This window comes from Frondihabitans sp. VKM Ac-2883, assembly GCF_015350875.1.
Classification (GTDB): domain Bacteria; phylum Actinomycetota; class Actinomycetes; order Actinomycetales; family Microbacteriaceae; genus Frondihabitans.
In genome coordinates this window covers 634,015-652,555 of record NZ_JADKSF010000001.1, presented here as the reverse complement: position 1 = coordinate 652,555, position 18,541 = coordinate 634,015, and the positions used below count along the sequence as shown (strand labels likewise).

The window sequence follows — 18,541 nt, the reverse complement described above, 5'->3', positions numbered from 1 at the left end:
TGCTTGCGCACGCGTGGCGAGACCCTCTATCGATCCCCGCGGAGTCGAAGCTGGCTTTGTCAGCTGCTATCTCCTTCGCCGAAGGCATGATGCTTCTGGCTCTCACCCTGGCGCTGTCATGGCTCGCGATTTGGGCGCGCCCGCGCTGGACCGTTTACATGAGTTCCGACAGGAAGGCCGCCCTTGTCGGTAGATCGAGCCGCAAAAAGGCTTGGATCTTTGGACACCACGTCTCGGCTAGACGTCGAAGCGGCGCAGGCTCCCGACTTCGCGCGGAACTGGCACCCAATCTCCTCCAAGCAGCAATTCGGGCGGACGTACGATTACGCGTCCCGGCGCGCAAATCTGCTGTCCGGGAAAAAGTTCTGCGCCAGTTTCCTGGCCTCCGCGACGGCGGCAAAGAGATCCTGGTCGGCACCGAGCTTTTCGGAGCGAAAGACACTCTCGGGAGAGAGAACATTGCCCCCGCACTGGTGAGCGCGATTCGAGAGAGAGCATTTGGTAATTCGGACACGAGTAGCGTTGTTGCGCTGGTGGGTCCTTGGGGCTCTGGAAAAACGTGGGTGCTCGACAAAGCTGCGACAGACCTCGAGTTCCCCGCTCAAGGTAGCTCGCCGCTTCGAACGGTCCGCTTCAACCCCTGGTTGTATTCGGATCAGGACGCGCTCTTCACCGGTTTCGCCCAACTGCTCCTGCGCCAGCTGCGAAACAGACGAGTCCGAGCGCATCTGGCAACGATGCTCAAAGTCATCGGACCATCGTCGAAATTGGGGCCTGTCGATCTAACGGCGGCCGTCGACACTGCGGCAGGCGCTCTTCGCCCTGATCAATCAGCGCAATCCATCCAGCAACTCCTTACCGCCGCGCTGCGCAAGTCGGGCCCCGTGTGTGTCCTCGTGGATGACGTCGACCGACTCACGAGCGACGAACTTCTCATGCTGTTCAAACTCGTCCGCCTCCTAGGCAACGTCCCAAACCTTCACTACGTTCTCTCGTTCGACGAAGACACGGTCCTAAAGCTCCTAGCCGATACAACCCTCGGCGCCGACGACCCCGTACGGGCACGCGCCTACCTGGAAAAAATGATCGAGCAGCGCCTCGAGGTGCCTCCCCTGACATCGGACCAGGTGCAAGCTCGCGTGATTGAGCCTCTCCTCCGTTATCCGCAGGAGCAGAGATTCACCTACCTCAAACCCAACCGAGACCGACTCGAAGCGCTCTTGAGCTATTCGCTGGCGAGGCACCTTTCGACGGCCCGAGTAGGCAACCGCTTTGTCGACGCGGTCAAGCGCCTCCCCGTGCAACTCAGAGAAGAGATTGATTACTCCGACTGGGTGCTCTGCGTGTGGATTCGGGTCGTCGCGCCCACGGTCTGGACTTATGTCGTCGACCACAAAAGCGAACTGGTTGGAGGCTTTCTAAATACAGCTCGTGGCCGGGATAGCCCAAAACTCGACGTCGCCTCCGAGATCAAGAACCTGGGCTATCAAGGACCGCTCGCCGAATCTCTCGAGAACCTTCTCCTAGCCCTTTTCCCCTTTGTAGAAAAGGACGCTGGCCGCTTTGTACTGGGTGCGACGTCCCAGAGCGAGAGTGAACGTCGTCGAGGGATCGGCTCGCAGGGTTACTTTGACAGGTTCATTTGGGCCGATCTCCCGCCTGGACAGCTCCCTGACATGAGAATTATCGGCGAACTCCGAACCTTGCAGATCAGCGGTCAAGAACTCCTGCAGTCCAAAAAACTCACCGCATTGCTCGAGCAGGACGAGTCGGCCGTGCTGGCGATGATCTCGTCGTCGCTTGGCGACGGTGCGATTGCCTGGGTTGCCGTACTCGAATTCCTCCGACTCGCCCTCTGGTCACCTGACCCAACCCTGACCGACAGGATCTCGCAAACCCGGGCACGATCCATTGCGCTCCAAGTCTTCTACCAGATGGATGAGCCCACGCGCGAAGCGCTGTTCGTGCAGACCAAAAACCACCCTGACCAGTGGAATGACTTGCTGAGCGAGATCGGCACATCGATGTTGCCCCCGGAACTCCTTGACACAGTGGCACCCGAACTCGAGCGCCTTAAGGAACAGGCGTTCACCGTGATCCACGACGAGCTGCTAGATCGAGACGCTCCGACGGTGGAGAACTGGAACGACAGGACCCGGTTCTATCAACTTCGGGACATCGACTGGCAACGAAGCGCTGAGTTCGCTCGTCACCAGGTCGACTCCGGAAGATGGGAGTTTGAGGACGCAGCCACCCTGAGTATTCCCGTATGGGGGCTCCCCCCAGACATCAGCGAGCGGGGCGCCCGCGTCGATGAGATGGCCCAAATCTACGGGCACGCACGCTTGGCGGAAGAAAACGCTAAGTCGGCGGAAGACATCGCGGTGCATGTACCGGCCTTGTTCGACGACCACCCGGAGCACGCCCGACCGGCCACGGCCCAAAGCTTGCGCATCACCGTACGCGATGCCATCCGCGAGTACCTCGATAATTTCGAGCACACAGGGTTTCTTCTGCCTGACGCCGGCGCGGACACCGCACGCTACCGGGAGGCGTAATTCCGCGTGCTTCTGGCGCGCGGGGCCTTTGGCTCGAGGGCTGTTCGCAAGGTACTCCGGGGCCCTAGGTTCACCTAGGAAGCACGGAAAGGAGCAGCGCCATGGGGGTATTCGATTTTCTCTTCGGACGGCACCGCGAGACACCAACGCAGCGAGCAACGACTCCACCCCGGCAGCCGCGCCTCCAGACTCCCGCCTATGCCGTCATCGATGTCGAGACCACCGGGCTTTCCTCGAAGACGGAACGCATCCTCGAACTTGCGCGGCGCCCCAGCGGAATTTTCATCTAGACGAGCTGCCTGCGGCTGGCAGCCGGCCCCTGCTACGTCGGCCGAGTACGTCGCAGGGAGCGATCCGACGGTGAACCTGAGGGCTAAACGCCCTTTCGTTGCATCCAGTAACTCGTGTACTGAGGCCTACCGAGCCCTCTCGAAGCGACCCTCGTCGCCCACGGCCGTCGTCGCGGAACGGTAACTGGTCGAACTACGCTGCCTATTCAGTTCACTTCGCGCCGTCGCTCGGGAGCGCGCCGAGAGCCGAGGGCGTCGGGGACGTTCGAGCGCCGGCCTTGAGGATCTCTATCTCGTCAGCCTGCTTTCGAATAGTGCGTCCTTGCTCGTCACGCTTTGCCTCGAGGGCTTCCACCCGATCGTCGTATTCGGCTTGGGCCGATTTACGCGACCACAGTGTCGCCAGCGTCAGGGCTACGCCGCCGACTAAAACGACGATGCCCCATCCCCACCCAGTCAGGCCGAAGTACGCCGCTATGAGTGACGTCAAACACACAAGGATCATGGATCCGAAGACAGCCACCCTGTCCACGGTCGACCGGGTCGGCCACGCGGTTGCGATCGCGACGCCGGCCACAACCAGAGAGGCCGAAATGGCGTATGGCCCGGTGGCCTCATCAACACTGCCGTGCCTTTCGAGGAAAGCTCCGAGGTCAAGGGGGACAAGAGCCAGGACGAAAGAGAGGACCATAAAAAACGGTGGGCGTCTTCACTTTGCAAACGTAAAGGTAAGAGGCTTCCGAGCCGCACCCCCAAACGCGGTTGTCAGAAGGACGCGCGGATCAGCTCCACCTCGTTGCCCACCTGCAGTTCCCTAGCTGACCCTGTAGTGGCGGAAAAACATCAAGAGCACCCGGATTTCGCCCAACCGGCACGAATGGTCGACATGGCGCTACCAACCCGGCATTCCGTCCGTACCAGAAAGGGCCGCAGCGGCTGACGGGGGAATGCCACGAGTTCTCACGCCACCACGCACTACCCCTTCGAAGTGCCCTGGTCGTCTTTCTTCCGGATTGTCCGGGCACGCAGGGGACCCGTCTTCGTCGTCATCATCTCGCTGAGGTCAAGTCGCAGCGCAACCGCAATGTCGATGATGGTGAACAGTCCTGGCTCCTTTACGACGTTCTTCTCAATCTGCCGGACCGTCCCAACGCTCACACCCGCTCGACGCGCCAACTCCAGTTGTGAAATCTTTTGCACATTCTTGCGTCGATTCTGAATAAGACGCGCTAGCGCCTCAGAGCGCTCAAGATTGGGGCTATCTTCCCGTTTTCCACGATTTGGCACGTCGCTAAGGTACCAAAGAAGTAACGCAAATACTTCCCTAGTGCTAGACTCCAACTATGGCTGGCCGACACCTTCGCGATTTGATCGCCGCTTATGGCGAGCGTGACGATCTAAAATTCCGGCGAGCCGCGCAGGAGATCATCCGTGAAGAGGAAATGAAGCGGCACACGGTCCTGGCCAAAGAGCTTCAGCATTTACTCGCTAGCAATGGCGCGAGCTTCGTGACAGACGGCCCCGTTCTGCCCGAGCCCCCCGTCGACCGAGATAGCGCTCTTCCTCTCGCTCGCATCTCGCGCGAGGACCGGCGACTATCCGACTTGATCCTTGGTCCCGGAACCGTCCGCATCGTGACCGAATTGCTTGACGAAGTCCGCCAATGGCCGCGGCTCGATGAAGCAGGCATCACGCGCCGCAATCGCGTTCTGCTCTACGGGCCCCCCGGCAATGGAAAGACATCCCTCGCGGCAGTTCTGGCTTCGGAACTGGGGCGGCCGTTGGTCACGGTGCGAGTCGAGGGCCTCATTTCGAGCTACTTGGGCGAGACCGCCGCCAACCTGGCGCGCTTATTCGAGTACGCGTCCTCAGGGGCGTTCGTCTTGTTCCTCGATGAGTTCGACAGCATTGGAAAGCTTCGAGATGACCCGAGCGATCATGGAGAGCTTCGACGCGTCGTGAATGCGGTCCTGCAGCAGATCGACAACTACTCCGGCAGCAGCCTGATCGTTGCTGCGACAAATCACCCGAACATCCTCGACGCCGCCCTGTGGCGAAGGTTCGATATTGTTGCCGAACTGCCGTTGCCTACCGTGACAGAGATGCAACGAGTCATTGAACGTTCGCTCCCGAAACGTTCTCGACACCTGGCTTCCTCCTACGCAACGGAGCTTGCAGGCCTCCCGCATGCTGCCGGCGATTTCATGGCGAATGCGGCCCGACGGCGCGCGCTCCTGCGAGGCAGCGCAGAGATCGAGCTACAGGATCTCGATGCTGCGAGCCTCGAGACCATCTCCCGCCGCTGGCAGTAGGCCCCAGAAATGGGTGAACCAACCTGTTTTGTTTCTGAACGCGGCCTCCTAGGCTTCGGGTATGGCAGATCACATCGGGCTCAACCCACCGGTTTCCCTCGCGACTAAGCGCCGAATCGGCGGCCCGACGGAGGCTCCCGTCATCAACTACGTCGCGCGGGCGACTAACCTGCGGGGCATCCTGGCTGGGCTCGAAAGCGAATATCCCGGCCTGTTTCAGGGTTTGCCGCCCGAAGAGGAGAGCAGCGAGCCGGCACCGCTCGATGCGACTGACCTCGGGCGTATCGTCCTGAAATTCACGGGCAAGGCCGCCTTCTCAGCTGGCCCCTTCCGAAAAATTGACATGATCCCCGTAGGGACGAACGGGGACAGGGATTTCTACGTCCTATCCAACGACGCGGCTCGCACTCGTTTACGGGATCTCAGCGTTGCCTTTTCCGCCGACCCTGACAACTACCAAACCGAGACCAAGAATCTCCTCGCGGCCCTCGTGAACATCGACGGGATAGAGCCGTACTCCAGGTCGGATCGGACCGCGTCGGACCTCCTGGTTCCAGAGGATGGCGAAACGGCCATCGTCGAGGCGGTCCTCTGGCCGACTTCCATCGCCGAGACCGGGGTGAAGCGTGAATCGGAAGCGAGGCTCGCCGAGATCACGGCGCTAATTGGCGAAACCAGCTCCCGAGACGACCGGGTCCGAGTGCTCTCCGTGGACGAGCGGCCCGATACGCTCGCCGTCCGCGCATTCGTTGACGGGCCTACGCTGGCTCTCCTCCTGGACCACCCGCTAGTGGAACGTGTCCGGAACCCGCTGGCGGTCCGAACGCGAGCCGCCGATCTTGACGACGGGCCTGAACCTAACGCAGCCCCCGTCGTCGGAGGTGCGCCCATTGGGGTCATCGACGACCTTGTAGTGACGTCGAACCCGTGGCTCGAAGGGGTCGTGATCGAGTCCGCGGCGTTCCCCGCAAACCACTCCTTCAACGCCCGCACCTCGCATGGAACTCAGGTAGCCGGGATCGCTGCATATGGTGATCTCGGACCGATTCTCCGGCAGGAGATCGCCCCGACTCCCCACCCGATCTACGCCGCTCGCGTCCTAGAGGGGTCGACGTCCGGTAAAGCCGTCGCCGCGGGCGATCTCAAACGCGACCTCCGCGACGCGATGACGTGGCTGCGAAGCAAGGGCGTGACGGTCGTGGTTCTTGCCCTGGGACGCGATGTGGCGGATAGCGGAGCCTTGCCGTCCGATGTCTCGGCAACGGTCGATGAGTGCGCGAGGGAACTAGGACTCGCGGTCGTCACGGCAGCCGGCAACCTGGACGATGTCACACCTCTCGAATGGGCAAAGCACTACCCGGCCTACCTCAAGTCCGCCGATGCACGAGTGTCCGAACCAGGCACTGCCGCTCTCGCCCTGACTGTCGGCAGCGTCGCGCACGACGGCGGCGTGGACGTTTCCCGCACGCCCTCCGGACAAGCCATTGCGGCCGCGATGCACGCCTCCCCCTTTACCCGTACCGGTCCTGTGCCTGGAGGCAGTGGCGCAACGAGATTCAAACCGGAACTCGTCGGTCCGGGAGGTAACTTCGTGCACGATACCTCGACTGGCAACGTGTTGCCCGATGAGTCCGGTACCGGCATCGTCGTGCTGACCGCGCCTGGATTGAGCCGGCCGTTCGGGATCAGTACGGGAACAAGCCTTGCCGCGCCTTGGGTCGCCCATGAACTGGCTCGCATCGCCTCCCGCTACCCCACCGCCTCTGCGAACCTTCTTCGGGCGCTGTTGTGTCTGTCCGCAAAGCCGACGCCGGTTCTGAAGGGGGCCGCAAGTTCTGCGATCGTCAGCGCGTACGGGCAGCCGGACGTTGATGCTGTGCTGGAAAGCGAGGGAAACCGGGCTATTTTCGTTTTGGACACCGTGATCCCGACCGGTGCTGTCAGCATTCTCGAACTACCAATTCCGAGGGAATTCGGGGCTGGGTCAAGCCACCGCACCTTCCGAGTGTCGTTGGCCTTTGACCCGCCGGTTGAGCGAAGCCGTCGCGACTACATCGCCGGACATGTCGACATGGAATTCGTCCGCAACAAGACCCTTGAAGAAGTAGAAACCATTTGGTCGGCTCAGCCCACCGAAGCTGAGATCACCGCGAACAAGACCCTGCGACGCGAGCCGAAGCCGACAGGCCACGACCGGCCGACGTTGACGCCCACGCTCACCTCAATGAAATCGTCAACAGTCACCGTGCGCGAGTTCACGAATCCCGCCGGCGGTTGGGAGCCCGACGACGAGAACTATTATCTCGTTCTGACGCATGTTCGCAGTCCGTGGACGAAGGCCCAACAGGACAAGTATGAGTCCCAGTCCGTGGCCGTCGCCATTGAGATCGTGGACGAGGATCGAGTCGATCTGGACCTGCATGCCGCAGCAGTCGCCAGACTGGACGAGTTGACGCTCCGGAACCGCGGGCGAGTTCGGGGACGATGACGGTGAGCCAGCTGAAGCACATCAAAATTCCGTACAAGAAGGACACCCCCGCCCCGCCGAAGCAGGTCGAGCACTCGGGAAAGCTTTCCGGGAAGAAACCGCTCCAGATCCTCAGCTCGACCGGCCCCTGCCCCTTCTGCAATGGCCAATCTCTGCAAGACCACGAGATCGACATCATCGTGGCCGAACTCGGAGCTGTCCAGGGACAGGGCAAGAAAGATGACCTTTTTACCGACGTTCTGATGACTTGTGCATGCGACTATGACCACAAAGGCCATCCCGTCGGCGTCCGCGGATGTGGGCGGTCGTGGCTTCAGGAAGTCGAAGTGATCTGAATGGCCAAGGAGAGAGCGCCCATGACGCGTCGCGCGAGCATGGAACTTGTGGAGGAGAAAGAACGGCTGGAAGTGCTTAAGCGAGAGCAGTTGCCGCGCATGAGAGCAGTTGCGGAGAAGTGGCGCAACGGTACTGCCATCTCCAGCGTCGTCCTCGCGGTCCTCACAGCCACGGGCGGTTCGAAGCGGTTAGACGTGCTGGTCGATGTAGCACGAACCTGGACTTTGATCGTCCTGGCGGTGCTAGCCGTCTCAGTCGTCGTTTCACTCATAGCAGCCATGAGGGCGTCTTTCGGATGGCCAGTCCGCGTCAAAGCACTCAAGGCAGGCGCCCTGAGAGCGTGGGAGACGAAGGAACTCATTACCGCCTACGTCTGCCTCCGGCTGTCGCTCATCAGCGCCGCGATCGCAGTCGTTGCACTTTTCGCTGCCACTGGTCTCCTCCTCTTGGCTCCCCACCTACCCGGGAAATAGGCCAAAAAGATCTCGATCGTGGTCCCTAGCCGCCGAGGCAACATGTCTCCGGCCGATCAGACGCAACGCAGGTGGGCTTCGCTCAACCGCGAGGCGGCGGTGTGTTTTGCGGGAGCCTGGCGCGCCGGATGGTCCGGTTTACGCCTGTTAGCCTCGGCGCCAAATAAGGTCTCAGGATGGGCGACTCACGGGCATACTCAACGACGCTTGCTTCGCTCATGGAGGACGTTCGAAGGCTGCTCGCGTTCTACCCGAATGCCAATGACAGCTCGGAGACGACCGACAACGAAGCGGGCCCTCTCCTGCGATCAGCAGTTGTGCTGCTTCACACGGCCTGGGAAAACTACGTCGAACAACTCGCCGTTGAAGGCTTCATCCAGGGAACTGGGCCTACTAGGTCGAAGTCACGCTCCCTGGTCGGGTCACGATAAATACTCATCTATGACCGCGTTCGCCGAAAACTAAGGCGCAAGGCTCTGCGTCCGACAGCCGATCAAAAACTTGGGCAGCCGCATGTCGAGCGGCGATGCCGCGCGACGGTCGAGCCGTCGATGATCGAGGCCACGGTCGCCTGCGGACGGACGACGTAGATGGGATCAACTCCTATTGGAAAACGATGCAAAATCAGACCCGCTATTGGAAGCGAATAGTGATTCTCGACATCATTGGCCGCACATCTTGTCGCCTCAAGCCTCAAGAGACAAGTTCTGCGGCTTACAGACACGTTCTGCCGGCGCCCCACAGTTCACAAACTAAGCGCTAGGCATATCCACAAACCGCGAGAACATGCCGTGGAAGGCCACGGTGATGGTGTCGGTCGGGCCGTTGCGGTGCTTGGCGACGATGAAGTCGGCCTCGCCCTGGCGCGGGTTGTCTTTCTCGTAGGCCGACTCGCGGTGGAGCAGGATGACCATGTCGGCGTCTTGCTCGAGCGAGCCCGACTCGCGGAGGTCGCTGATCGCGGGCTTCTTGTCGGCGCGCTGCTCGGGGCCACGGTTGAGCTGCGAGAGGGCGATGACGGGCACCTGCAGCTCTTTCGCCATCAGCTTGAGGGCACGCGAGAACTCCGAGACCTCTTGCTGGCGGCTCTCGACCTTCTTGCCGGACGTCATCAGCTGGAGGTAGTCGATCACGACCAGCTTGAGGCCGACCTGCTGCTTGAGGCGACGGCACTTGGCGCGGATCTCGACGAGCGTCATGTTGGGGGAGTCGTCGATGTAGAAGGGGGCGTCGTTGATGCGGCCGCGGGTCTGGGCGATGGTCGTCCAGTCGCGGGCGTCGACGGTGCCCTTGCGCATGTTCTGTAGGGGCACGCTCGACTCGGCCGAGAGCAGGCGCATGGCGATCTCAGAGCGCCCCATCTCGAGCGAGAAGAAGACGGAGGGCTGGTCGTACTTGATCGACGCGGCACGGCACAGGTCGAGGGCGAGCGTCGACTTACCGAGGGCGGGGCGCGCAGCGACGATGATCAGCTGGCCGGGGTGCAGGCCGTTGGTGAGCGCGTCGAGCTGGGCGAAGCCGGTCGGCACGCCCGTCATCTGCCCGTCGCGGCCCTTGGCGGCCTCGATCTCGTCGATGGCGACCGTGACGGCGTCGGTGAGCGGCACATAGTCTTCGGTCTGCACGCCGCCGGCGACGTTGTAGACCTCGGCCTGCGCGTTGTTGACGAGGTCGATGACCTCACCCTCGCTGGCGTAGCCCATCTGCACGATGCGCGTGCCGGCCTCCACGAGGCGGCGCAGCACGGCCTTCTCGGCGACGATCGACGCGTAGTACCCGGCGTTCGCCGCAGTCGGCACAAGGCCGGTGAGCGTGTGCAGGTATTCGGCCCCGCCGGCGCGGCTGAGCTCGCCGGCCTTGGTGAGCTCGTCGGTGACCGCGATTACGTCGGTCGGCTCGCCGTGCGAGTACAGCCCGAGCAGCGCGTTGAAGATGACCTCGTGCTTCGGCAGGTAGAAGTCGGCCGAGCGCACGGTCTCGATCACGTCGGCGGTGGCGTCTTTCGACAGCAGCATGCCGCCGATGGTGCTCTGCTCGGCGAGGAGGTCGTGCGGGGGAGTGCGGCGGTCGTAGCCGCCCCCGTTGCCGCCGTCGTAACCCGGCTTGTCGCCTCGACCGTCGCCGGAAGCGTTGGGCGCGAGACCAAGATGGGCTATCGACACGGGGGCCTCCTGCAAACGTTGAGTAACAAAATCCGTTCTACCGCCACCCTCCGACACCACAGCCGAAGAGCACGACGACCACGCCGCCGGGCACGGCAGAACTGCCCGAGATCACAGGCAGAAAACACCCCTGAGCCATCGTGTCGGGCGATGATCGCTGGCCCGCTGAGGGGCGCTGTCACACCATAGAGACTTGGCCCCCGCGAGACCAAATGCCCCTGTGGATAACTCTGTGGAAAATGTGGGAGAAACGCCGGGGCAACCTGGGGAGAACTGTGGACAGACCTGTGGAGAGAAAAGAATATTGGTGACCATTTAGGATCCTGACCAGGGGTTTTTGTTTCCACAGAGGCTGTGCGCAAAGTTGTGTGAATGCGGGGTTGAAGGTTGCGGAAACAAGACGCCCCTGTGCACAAAACACTTGACAGCCTGTCCCCTGCGGGGGTAGCTCCAGCACGTCTGTACCCGTCGATCAGACCGGGTGGCAGGGCCCTTAAACGCCAGTAGCGGCAGACACCGGAGTGTCTGCCGCTACTGGGTCTCTGCGAGGCGCAGAGGAGGTGCTACTTCGCTGCGACGACCAGAAGGGCGATCGTGGCGACAACGTCTTCACGCAGACGGATGGTGGCTTCGTGCTCACCGGTCAGCTTGATGGCGTTGGGGATCTCGACCTTGCGCTTGTCGATCGTGCCGACGCCCTGCGCCGAGACGGCGTTGGCGACGTCAGCCGGCTTGACGGAGCCGAAGAGGCGCCCGCCGGTACCGGTTTTGACAGGAAGCGTGATCTTGACGGCCTCGAGGCGGGCCTTCATGTCTTTCGCCTCCTCGATCGTCTTGAGCTCGCGCGAGGCGCGGGCCGACTTGATCTGCTCGACCTGCTTCTCGCCGCCACGGGTCCACACGACGCCGAAGCCCTGGGGCACGAGGTAGTTGCGGGCGTAACCGTTCTTGACGTCGACGACATCGCCGGCCGAACCGAGGCCGGAGACCTCGTGGATGAGGATTACCTTGGACATTCGCTACTCCCTAGCGGATCAGCGGCCGGAGCCGGCGTAGGGGAGGAGCGCCATTTCACGGGCGTTCTTCACGGCACGGGCGATGAGGCGCTGCTCCTGGACGGAGACGCCGGTGATGCGACGGGCACGGATTTTTCCGCGCTCGGAGATGAACTTGCGAAGGGTCGCGACATCTTTGTAGTCGATGACGCCGACGCGGATCGCCTTCGCGGGAGCGGCGTTCTTGCCGCCCTTTCCGCGGAGGGGCTTGCGGCGGTCGCCGCTGCTCTTTCCAGCCATTGTGTTCTGCTTTCAGTCTTAAGAAGTGAAGAGGATCGAGGGCCTAGAAAGGCGTCTCGTCGTTGTAGGTGCCGCCACCGCCGGGGGTGTTCCAGACATCACCGGACGACGTGTTGCCGCCCTGTGACGCACCGGCACCCGCGGGCTGACCCCACGGCTCGCCGGCCGGGGCCTGCTGGCCTCCGCCGACTGCACCCTGGCCCTGCGGACGACCTCCGCCGAACGACCCGCCGCCGGCGCCGTCGCGAGACGACGAGGCACGAGTCACCTGAGCGGTGGCGTAGCGGAGCGAGGGGCCGATCTCGTCGATCTCGAGCTCCATCGAGGTGCGCTTTTCGCCCTCTTTGGTCTCGTACGAGCGCTGCTTCAGGCGACCCTGCGCCATGACGCGGGAGCCCTTCGTCAGCGAGGAGGCGACGTGCTCGGCGAACTCGCGCCACACACTGGCACGCAAGAAGAGCGCCTCGCCGTCCTTCCACTCGTTCGACGCGCGGTCGAACGTGCGAGGGGTCGACGCGATCGTGAAGTTCGCGACTGCGAGACCGTTCTGCGTGTAGCGCAGCTCGGGGTCGGAAGTCAGGTTGCCCACGACGGTGATGACGGTTTCGCCGGCCATGACTACTCGGCAGCCGTAGCTGCGGCGGGCGCCTTGGCGGGAGCGGCAGCCTTGCGGGCGGCCTTCTCGTCGGCGAGCTTCTTGGCCTTGGCGACCATCTCGATGCCTTCTTCAGCGCGGAGGACCTTGGTGCGCAGAACGGCCTCGGAGAGACCGAGCTGACGGTCGAGCTCTTTGGTGGCGTTGGGGTTCGCGGTCAGGTTGACGACGGCGTAGATGCCCTCGGTCTTCTTCGCGATCTCGTAGGCCAGGCGACGACGGCCCCAGATGTCGATGTTGTCGATCGATCCACCGTCGTTGCGGATGACGTTGAGGAACTTGTCCAAGCTCGGAGCGACAGTGCGCTCGTCGATCTCGGGGTCAAGGATCACCATCAATTCGTACTGATGCATGTCTAACCCACCTCCTTCGGACTTAACGGCCACAGTATTTCTGTGGCAGGAGGGTAGTTGCATAGCTGCTCAGGCAAGGCGCGAAGGATCCGCGGCCACCGTAAGCAACCTTGACAGCCTACCGGGTCAGCGCTCTGACCACCAGGTGAGCAACCGCCTCGTGGCCTCTTCGGCGCCGAGCGGACCCTCCTCCGTGCGCAGCTCGAGGAGATAGCGGTACGCCTCGCCGACCTCGCGCGACGGCTTGATGCCGAGGATCTCTTGGATCTGCACGCCGTCGAGGTCGGGGCGGAGGGAGTCGAGCTCCTCCTGCTCCCGCAGCTCGGCGATGCGCGTCTCGAGGTCGTCGTAGGCGAAGCCGAGGCGGTCGGCCTTGCGGCGGTTGCGCGTGGTGACGTCGGCGCGGGTCAGCATGTGCAGACGTTCGAGCTGGTCGCCGGCGTCACGCACGTAGCGGCGCACGGCCGAGTCGGTCCAGGCGCCCTCGGTGTAGCCGAAGAAGCGGAGGTGCAGCTCGATCAGCCGGTAGACGGCCGCGATCGTGTCGTTGTCGAAGCGGAGCGCCTTCAGGCGCTTTTTGGCGAGCTTCGCCCCGACGACGTCGTGGTGGTGGAAGGTGACGACTCCGCCCGGCTCGAGGCGGCGGGTGGCCGGCTTGCCACAGTCGTGCAGCAGGGCCGCGAGCCGGAGGGTGAGGTCGGGGGCGTCGCCCGGGTGGCGCTCGGCCTCGTAGCCGATCGCCTGGGTCAGCACCGTCAGGCTGTGCTCGAAGACGTCTTTGTGGTGGTGGTGCTCATCGCGCTCGAGGATCATCGCGGGGAGTTCGGGGAGAACGAGGTCGGCTATGCCCGATTCGACGAGCAGTCGGACGCCGGGCACGGGATCCTTCGTCTTGAGGAGCTTCGACAGCTCGTCGTTGACCCGCTCGATCGACACGATCGACAGGGTCGAGGCACGGTCGGTCATCGCCGCGAGCACGGCGGGGGAGACGGTGAACCCGAGCTGCGAGGTGAAGCGGGCCGCGCGCATCATGCGCAGGGGATCGTCGCGGAACGAGTCGACGGCGGTGCCCGGGGTCTCGAGGGTTCGTGCGAGGAGGTGCTCGACGCCGCCGGAGGGGTCGACCAGCACCCGCTCGGGCAGGCGCAGCGCCATCGAGTTGACGGTGAAGTCGCGGCGGATCAGGTCACCCTCGAGGGTGTCGCCGAACTCGACCTCGGGCTTGCGCGTCTCGCCGTCGTAGACGTCGCTGCGGTAGGTCGTGATCTCGACGGTCTCGCCCTCGATGCGGGCGGCGATGGTGCCGAAAGCGCGACCGACATCCCAGTGGGCCTCGGCGATCGGCACGACGATCGCGAGGATCTCGTCGGGGGTCGCGGAGGTGGTGAAGTCGAGGTCGTTGACCCGGCGGCCGAGAAAGGCGTCGCGCACCGGTCCGCCGACTAGGGCCAACTCGTGACCGGCCTTGTGGAAGGCCCGAGCGAGGCGGTCGACACGGCTCGTCTCGGCGAGCTGGCCGAGTCGTTCGAGTGCTTCCGCGACGGAATCCATGACGACCAAGCTTGCCATAGGCACGGCGCCCAGGGTTCCTTGGAGTCTTTCTCTAGACTCGTGCCTGCCCGCACGAGATCCACCGCTCGCAGGGCGCACTCCTTATCTATGAGAAAAATTGCCGCCGCCGCCGTCACATTCCTGGCCGCCGTCGCCCTCGTGGCCGGTCTGCCGGGCATGTCGTCGAGCCCTGCCGACGCGGCAACCGGCGACGACGTCACGGTGTCGGTCGCGCCCGCGGCCAGCGGCGTGATCGAAGAGGGCGATGACCTCAAGGCAACGATCACCGTGACCAACGGCACCGACGACGATCTGGGCGAGGGGGCAGTTCGTCTCTATCTCGACCGGGCGACCTTTGCCAGCCGCGATCAGATCGAGTCGTGGTTCGACCGCTCGCCCTCTGACGTGACCGATGCCCTCGGCTCGTTCATGACGACCGTCACCGTTCCCGCTCTCGCGGCCGGCAGCACCAGCGCCTCGATTCCTGTCACGATCCCCGAGTCAACGCTCTCGTTCGCCGGATCCGACTGGGGCGCGAAGGCCTTCGGTGCGCGGTACAGCGCCGACGGCATCGACATCACCGAGGCGCACTCCAGCGTCGTCTACTACCCGAACGACAGCTTCGAGCCGACGGGCCTGGCGATCGCCGTGCCGATCACGGTGCCCGAGTCGACCAGCGGGCTCATCTCCGCCGAGGCCCTGGCGTCGTACACCTCGCGCAACGGCATCCTGACGCAAGAGCTCGATGCCGTTCGCGGCCGCACGGTGGCCCTCGGCATCGACCCGATGATCCTCGCCTCCATCCGAATCCTCGGCAACGTCGCTCCGCCGTCGGCCGTCGAGTGGCTGCATCGGCTCGAGACCTCTCCCAACCAGACGTTCGCCCTCGCCTACGCCGACTCCGACATCTCGGGCACGCGCCAGGCCGGAGCCACCACCCTCGCCACTCCCATCGACTTCGACGCCGAGATCGCTGCGCAGCAGAAGAGCGAGCCCGACTCCTATACCTCCGAGCAGTCGGCGAGCCCGGCGTCCGACACTCCCTCCGCCACAGCGACCTCAGGATCCGGCACAACCGCCCCCGACTCCACCGGCACCGGCAGCACCGCGACTCCCGACCCCACCGCGACCACGATCCCGCCGACCTCCGAGGTGCCCACTACCGACTCACTCCTCGCCTTCGACTACACCCAAGACGGCGTCGCGTGGCCGATCGAGGGCACTGTCGCATCCGACGACCTCCCCGTCTTCTCCTCCAGCGGCTACTCGACGACGATCCTCTCCAGCACGAACGTCAAGTCGCGTGGCACTGCGACCGAGAACGCGGCGACGACGATCGGCGGGCGCGGGGCGCTCGTCTCCGACTCCACCCTCTCGGGACTCCTGCGAGACGCCGTCTCGGCCGAGACGACCCCGGAGTGGCGCGGTGACATCGCCGAGCTGTCGGCCGAGCTCGCCACCCTCACGCACGAGCGCCCGAGCGACGCCCGCTCGCTCTTCGCGACGGTCGGTCGCGACTGGGCCACGACCGGCTCCCGCCTCGAGTCGACGCTCCGCGCGCTGTCGAAGCTGACCTGGACGAAGCCGAACACGCTGACCCGAGCCCTGAGCGTGACGTCCTCCAGCGCGTCGCTCCAGTCGAAGTCGGCCGCCAAGGCCCGGGTCGACGCCCTCCGTCCTCTCATCGAGGCCAACAGAGACGTCGCCGAATTCGCCTCCGCTCTGAAAGAGCCCGCCGTCGTGACCGCGAAAGAGCGCCTGCGCATGCTCGCGCTGTCGTCGAACGCGTGGAGTGGCAACATCAGCGGCCTGAAGACCGAGATCACCAAGGCCGTCACCCGGGCCGACGCGATCACCCGCCAGATCTCGGTCGTCGACGGCAGCCCCATCAACGTGCTCGGCGACCGGTCGTCGCTCCCGATCTCATTGCAGAACGACACCGACTCGGCAGCGGTCGTGAAGCTTCGCGTCGTCCCCTCGAACGGCTACCTCAACGTCGAGAAGAACGACGTCGCCGTAACCATCCAGGCCAAGTCGCGCACGAGCGTGACCGTGCCGGTGCAGTCGGTCGCGAACGGCAAGGTCACTCTCACGCTCACGCTGTCGAGCAGCGACGGAACCACCATCTCCACGCCCTCGCAGGTCGAGATCAACGTGCGCGCCGGCTGGGAGACCCTGATCACCCTCGTCTTTGCAGCCGCCGTCATCGCCCTGTTCGGCGGCGGCATCTACCGCAACATCCGCCGGCGTCGCCGCGGGCGCGGCGCGACCGCCGGCGCCGCCGAGGCGCCCGCACAATCAGACACGAAGGATCCCACGGCGAAAGTGACCGACGAGTGACCGCCATCGATCCCACCAGCGCGTCCGCGTCGGATCCTGACCCCTCGACCGGCGTCATCCCCGTCGTCCGCACGCCCGCTCCGCGCAGCCTCGGCAGCGCGAGCGCGCTGCTCGCGTCGGGCACGATCATTTCTCGCGTGCTCGGCTTCGCCAAGACCGCCGTGCTCGCCTTTGCGATCGGTCAGACCGGCAGCAGCGTCGCCGACGCCTTCGCGCTCTCGAACCAGCTGCCGAACACCATCTACGCGCTGGTCGCGGGCGGCCTGCTGAGCGCGGTGCTGATCCCGCAGATCGTGCGTGCCAGCAAGGGCGCCGACGGCGGTCAGACGTACATCAACAAGATCGTCACGCTCGGTCTCGCCGCCTTCGTCGCCGTCGCGCTAACAGCCACCCTGGCCGCGCCCTTCTTAGTGAACCTCTACGCCTCGTCGAGAGGGGCCGACGGGGGAGCGGGCTTCACCGAGCGCGGCATCGTCCTGGCCACGGCCTTCGCCTACTGGTGTCTGCCGCAGATCCTCTTCTACGCGGTCTTCTCGCTGCTCAGCGAGATCCTCAACGCCCGTCAGGTCTTCGGCCCCTTCACCTGGGCTCCCGTGGTCAACAACGTCGTCGCGATCCTCGGGCTCGTCGTCTTCATCGTGCTGTTCGGATCGCGCAACACCCTCGTCGACGACTGGACGGTTGCCAAGACGGTCGTGCTGGCCGGCACGGCCACCCTCGGCGTCGCGGCTCAGGCGGGGTTCCTCCTCTTCTTCTGGAAGAAGGCCGGTCTGACCTTCTCGCCCGACTTCCACTGGCGCGGGGTGGGCCTCCGCGACACCGGACGGGCAGCCGGCTGGATGTTCGCGTTGATCCTGGTCACCCAGCTCGCCGGCATCATCCAGAGTCGCGTCGCGTCGCTCGGCACCGACGTCGGCGCGTCCAACGCGACCCTCGCGGCATCGTGGCTGATCTTCTTCCTGCCGCACGGCATCGTCACCGTGTCGATCGCCACGGCCTACTTCACGAGCATGACGAAGCACGCCGATCGCGGCGACCGTCGGGCCGTCCGAAACAACCTCTCCGATTCGATGCGCTCCATCGGTCTGTTCATCGTGTTCGCCACCATCGCGATCTCGGTCGTCGCCTATCCCTTCGCCCGCTTCTACGAAGAGAAATTCGCGAACGTTGAGTCGATGGCCCACGTGATCCTGGCGTTCATGCCGGGGCTCATCCTGTTCAGCATGCTGTTCCTGGTGCAGCGCGTCTTCTTCGCGTTCCACGATCAGCGCACCGTCTTCTTTCTACAGCTGATCCAGTCGGGCGTCTTCGTCGCGATCGTCTTGGTCTGCTCGATCACCGTGCCGGCCGACCGGATCGCCGTCGCGATCGCCGTCGCCACCTCCATCGCGGGCAGCGCGCAGACGATCGTGGCGCTCCGTCTAGTCAGCCGCAAGCTCGGCGGGATGGACGGCCGCTGGGTGCTGCGCCGGCACGTCCAGTACCTGCTGTTCTCGCTCGTGGCCGGGGCGATCGGCTTTGCTGTCGTATCCGGTATGGGGGGTTACGACGCCAATGGGTTCGGTCAATCAACGGCATTCCGCGCGCTGGTGACGATGCTCGTCGCCGGAGTCATCATGGCGCTCGTCTACTTCCTGTTGCTCACGGGAGCGCGGATCCCCGAGCTATCGGCCATGACGAAGCCCGTGTTCCGGCGGGTGCAGAGGCTCGTCCGGCGCTGACGGGAAT

Annotated in this window: 17 protein-coding genes; 9 read left to right on the top strand and 8 right to left on the bottom strand. The window is 64.0% G+C overall.

Features of this window, described 5'->3' with window-relative positions; all coding sequences use genetic code 11:
• The first annotated feature begins 56 nt into the window (after nucleotides 1-56).
• On the top strand, nucleotides 57-2,558 hold the full coding sequence (locus tag ITJ49_RS03320; RefSeq protein ID WP_194601259.1) for a P-loop NTPase fold protein: 2,502 nt from the start codon (nucleotides 57-59) through the stop codon (nucleotides 2,556-2,558).
• Between the two features lie 101 nt (nucleotides 2,559-2,659).
• The gene (locus ITJ49_RS03315) at nucleotides 2,660-2,848 is read left to right on the top strand and encodes a hypothetical protein (protein ID WP_194601257.1); all 189 of its coding nucleotides are present in this window, start codon (nucleotides 2,660-2,662) and stop codon (nucleotides 2,846-2,848) included.
• Between the two features lie 211 nt (nucleotides 2,849-3,059).
• Here the strand turns inward: ITJ49_RS03315 and ITJ49_RS03310 are convergent, their stop codons facing one another.
• Together ITJ49_RS03310 and ITJ49_RS18050 are read right to left on the bottom strand one after the other, a co-directional pair.
• Nucleotides 3,060-3,539, bottom strand: coding sequence for a hypothetical protein (locus ITJ49_RS03310; protein WP_194601255.1), 480 nt, complete (start codon nucleotides 3,537-3,539; stop codon nucleotides 3,060-3,062).
• A gap of 284 nt (nucleotides 3,540-3,823) precedes the next feature.
• On the bottom strand, nucleotides 3,824-4,048 hold the full coding sequence (locus ITJ49_RS18050) for a helix-turn-helix domain-containing protein (protein WP_370544352.1): 225 nt from the start codon (nucleotides 4,046-4,048) through the stop codon (nucleotides 3,824-3,826).
• Nucleotides 4,049-4,191: 143 nt separating this feature from the next.
• Between ITJ49_RS18050 and ITJ49_RS03300 the strand changes: the two genes are divergently transcribed.
• From ITJ49_RS03300 to ITJ49_RS18045, 5 genes are all read left to right on the top strand, one after another.
• Complete coding sequence (locus ITJ49_RS03300) at nucleotides 4,192-5,160, top strand: ATP-binding protein (RefSeq protein ID WP_194601251.1); 969 nt, start codon at nucleotides 4,192-4,194, stop codon at nucleotides 5,158-5,160.
• Between the two features lie 61 nt (nucleotides 5,161-5,221).
• Entirely contained in the window at nucleotides 5,222-7,648 is a 2,427-nt protein-coding gene (locus ITJ49_RS03295) for a S8 family peptidase (protein WP_194601249.1), read from the top strand.
• A gap of 2 nt (nucleotides 7,649-7,650) precedes the next feature.
• The gene (locus ITJ49_RS03290) at nucleotides 7,651-7,983 is read left to right on the top strand and encodes a hypothetical protein (protein ID WP_194601246.1); all 333 of its coding nucleotides are present in this window, start codon (nucleotides 7,651-7,653) and stop codon (nucleotides 7,981-7,983) included.
• Nucleotides 7,984-8,004: 21 nt separating this feature from the next.
• A complete protein-coding gene (locus ITJ49_RS03285) occupies nucleotides 8,005-8,457 on the top strand; it encodes a hypothetical protein (protein ID WP_194601243.1) in 453 nt (150 codons plus the stop codon).
• Nucleotides 8,458-8,633: 176 nt separating this feature from the next.
• Nucleotides 8,634-8,888, top strand: coding sequence for a HEPN domain-containing protein (locus tag ITJ49_RS18045; RefSeq protein ID WP_194601240.1), 255 nt, complete (start codon nucleotides 8,634-8,636; stop codon nucleotides 8,886-8,888).
• A 321-nt stretch (nucleotides 8,889-9,209) separates the two neighbouring features.
• Here ITJ49_RS18045 and dnaB read toward each other — a convergent pair whose 3' ends face one another.
• The 6 genes from dnaB to ITJ49_RS03250 all read right to left on the bottom strand — a co-directional run bounded on the left by dnaB (nucleotide 9,210) and on the right by ITJ49_RS03250 (nucleotide 14,473).
• Complete coding sequence (gene dnaB / locus ITJ49_RS03275; RefSeq protein WP_055964225.1) at nucleotides 9,210-10,619, bottom strand: replicative DNA helicase; 1,410 nt, start codon at nucleotides 10,617-10,619, stop codon at nucleotides 9,210-9,212.
• A gap of 563 nt (nucleotides 10,620-11,182) precedes the next feature.
• Nucleotides 11,183-11,635, bottom strand: a complete 453-nt coding sequence (rplI, locus tag ITJ49_RS03270) for a 50S ribosomal protein L9 (RefSeq protein ID WP_055964228.1) — start codon at nucleotides 11,633-11,635, stop codon at nucleotides 11,183-11,185.
• An 18-nt stretch (nucleotides 11,636-11,653) separates the two neighbouring features.
• Entirely contained in the window at nucleotides 11,654-11,914 is a 261-nt protein-coding gene (gene rpsR / locus ITJ49_RS03265) for a 30S ribosomal protein S18 (RefSeq protein ID WP_055964231.1), read from the bottom strand.
• A gap of 43 nt (nucleotides 11,915-11,957) precedes the next feature.
• Nucleotides 11,958-12,530, bottom strand: a complete 573-nt coding sequence (locus tag ITJ49_RS03260; protein ID WP_123940088.1) for a single-stranded DNA-binding protein — start codon at nucleotides 12,528-12,530, stop codon at nucleotides 11,958-11,960.
• A 2-nt stretch (nucleotides 12,531-12,532) separates the two neighbouring features.
• Nucleotides 12,533-12,922, bottom strand: a complete 390-nt coding sequence (rpsF, locus tag ITJ49_RS03255; RefSeq protein ID WP_194601238.1) for a 30S ribosomal protein S6 — start codon at nucleotides 12,920-12,922, stop codon at nucleotides 12,533-12,535.
• A 126-nt stretch (nucleotides 12,923-13,048) separates the two neighbouring features.
• On the bottom strand, nucleotides 13,049-14,473 hold the full coding sequence (locus tag ITJ49_RS03250; RefSeq protein ID WP_194601236.1) for a CCA tRNA nucleotidyltransferase: 1,425 nt from the start codon (nucleotides 14,471-14,473) through the stop codon (nucleotides 13,049-13,051).
• Between the two features lie 108 nt (nucleotides 14,474-14,581).
• Between ITJ49_RS03250 and ITJ49_RS03245 the strand changes: the two genes are divergently transcribed.
• Nucleotides 14,582-16,813: a DUF6049 family protein gene (locus ITJ49_RS03245; protein WP_194601234.1), complete on the top strand. Its 2,232-nt coding sequence runs from the start codon at nucleotides 14,582-14,584 to the stop codon at nucleotides 16,811-16,813.
• On the top strand, nucleotides 16,810-18,534 hold the full coding sequence (murJ, locus tag ITJ49_RS03240; RefSeq protein WP_194601232.1) for a lipid II flippase MurJ: 1,725 nt from the start codon (nucleotides 16,810-16,812) through the stop codon (nucleotides 18,532-18,534). Before ITJ49_RS03245 ends, murJ begins: the two co-directional genes overlap by 4 nt.
• Nucleotides 18,535-18,541: the final 7 nt, after the last annotated feature.

Coding starts and splice junctions, on each gene's coding strand:
- ITJ49_RS03295 (WP_194601249.1), top strand. CDS start 5,222: ATGGCAGATCACATCGGGCTCAACCCACCGGTTTCCCTCGCGACTAAG.
- ITJ49_RS03250 (WP_194601236.1), bottom strand. CDS start 14,473: ATGGATTCCGTCGCGGAAGCACTCGAACGACTCGGCCAGCTCGCCGAG.
- ITJ49_RS03245 (WP_194601234.1), top strand. CDS start 14,582: ATGAGAAAAATTGCCGCCGCCGCCGTCACATTCCTGGCCGCCGTCGCC.
- rpsR (WP_055964231.1), bottom strand. CDS start 11,914: ATGGCTGGAAAGAGCAGCGGCGACCGCCGCAAGCCCCTCCGCGGAAAG.
- ITJ49_RS03310 (WP_194601255.1), bottom strand. CDS start 3,539: ATGGTCCTCTCTTTCGTCCTGGCTCTTGTCCCCCTTGACCTCGGAGCT.
- ITJ49_RS03260 (WP_123940088.1), bottom strand. CDS start 12,530: ATGGCCGGCGAAACCGTCATCACCGTCGTGGGCAACCTGACTTCCGAC.
- rplI (WP_055964228.1), bottom strand. CDS start 11,635: ATGTCCAAGGTAATCCTCATCCACGAGGTCTCCGGCCTCGGTTCGGCC.
- ITJ49_RS18045 (WP_194601240.1), top strand. CDS start 8,634: ATGGGCGACTCACGGGCATACTCAACGACGCTTGCTTCGCTCATGGAG.
- ITJ49_RS03285 (WP_194601243.1), top strand. CDS start 8,005: ATGACGCGTCGCGCGAGCATGGAACTTGTGGAGGAGAAAGAACGGCTG.
- rpsF (WP_194601238.1), bottom strand. CDS start 12,922: ATGCATCAGTACGAATTGATGGTGATCCTTGACCCCGAGATCGACGAG.
- ITJ49_RS03300 (WP_194601251.1), top strand. CDS start 4,192: ATGGCTGGCCGACACCTTCGCGATTTGATCGCCGCTTATGGCGAGCGT.
- ITJ49_RS03315 (WP_194601257.1), top strand. CDS start 2,660: ATGGGGGTATTCGATTTTCTCTTCGGACGGCACCGCGAGACACCAACG.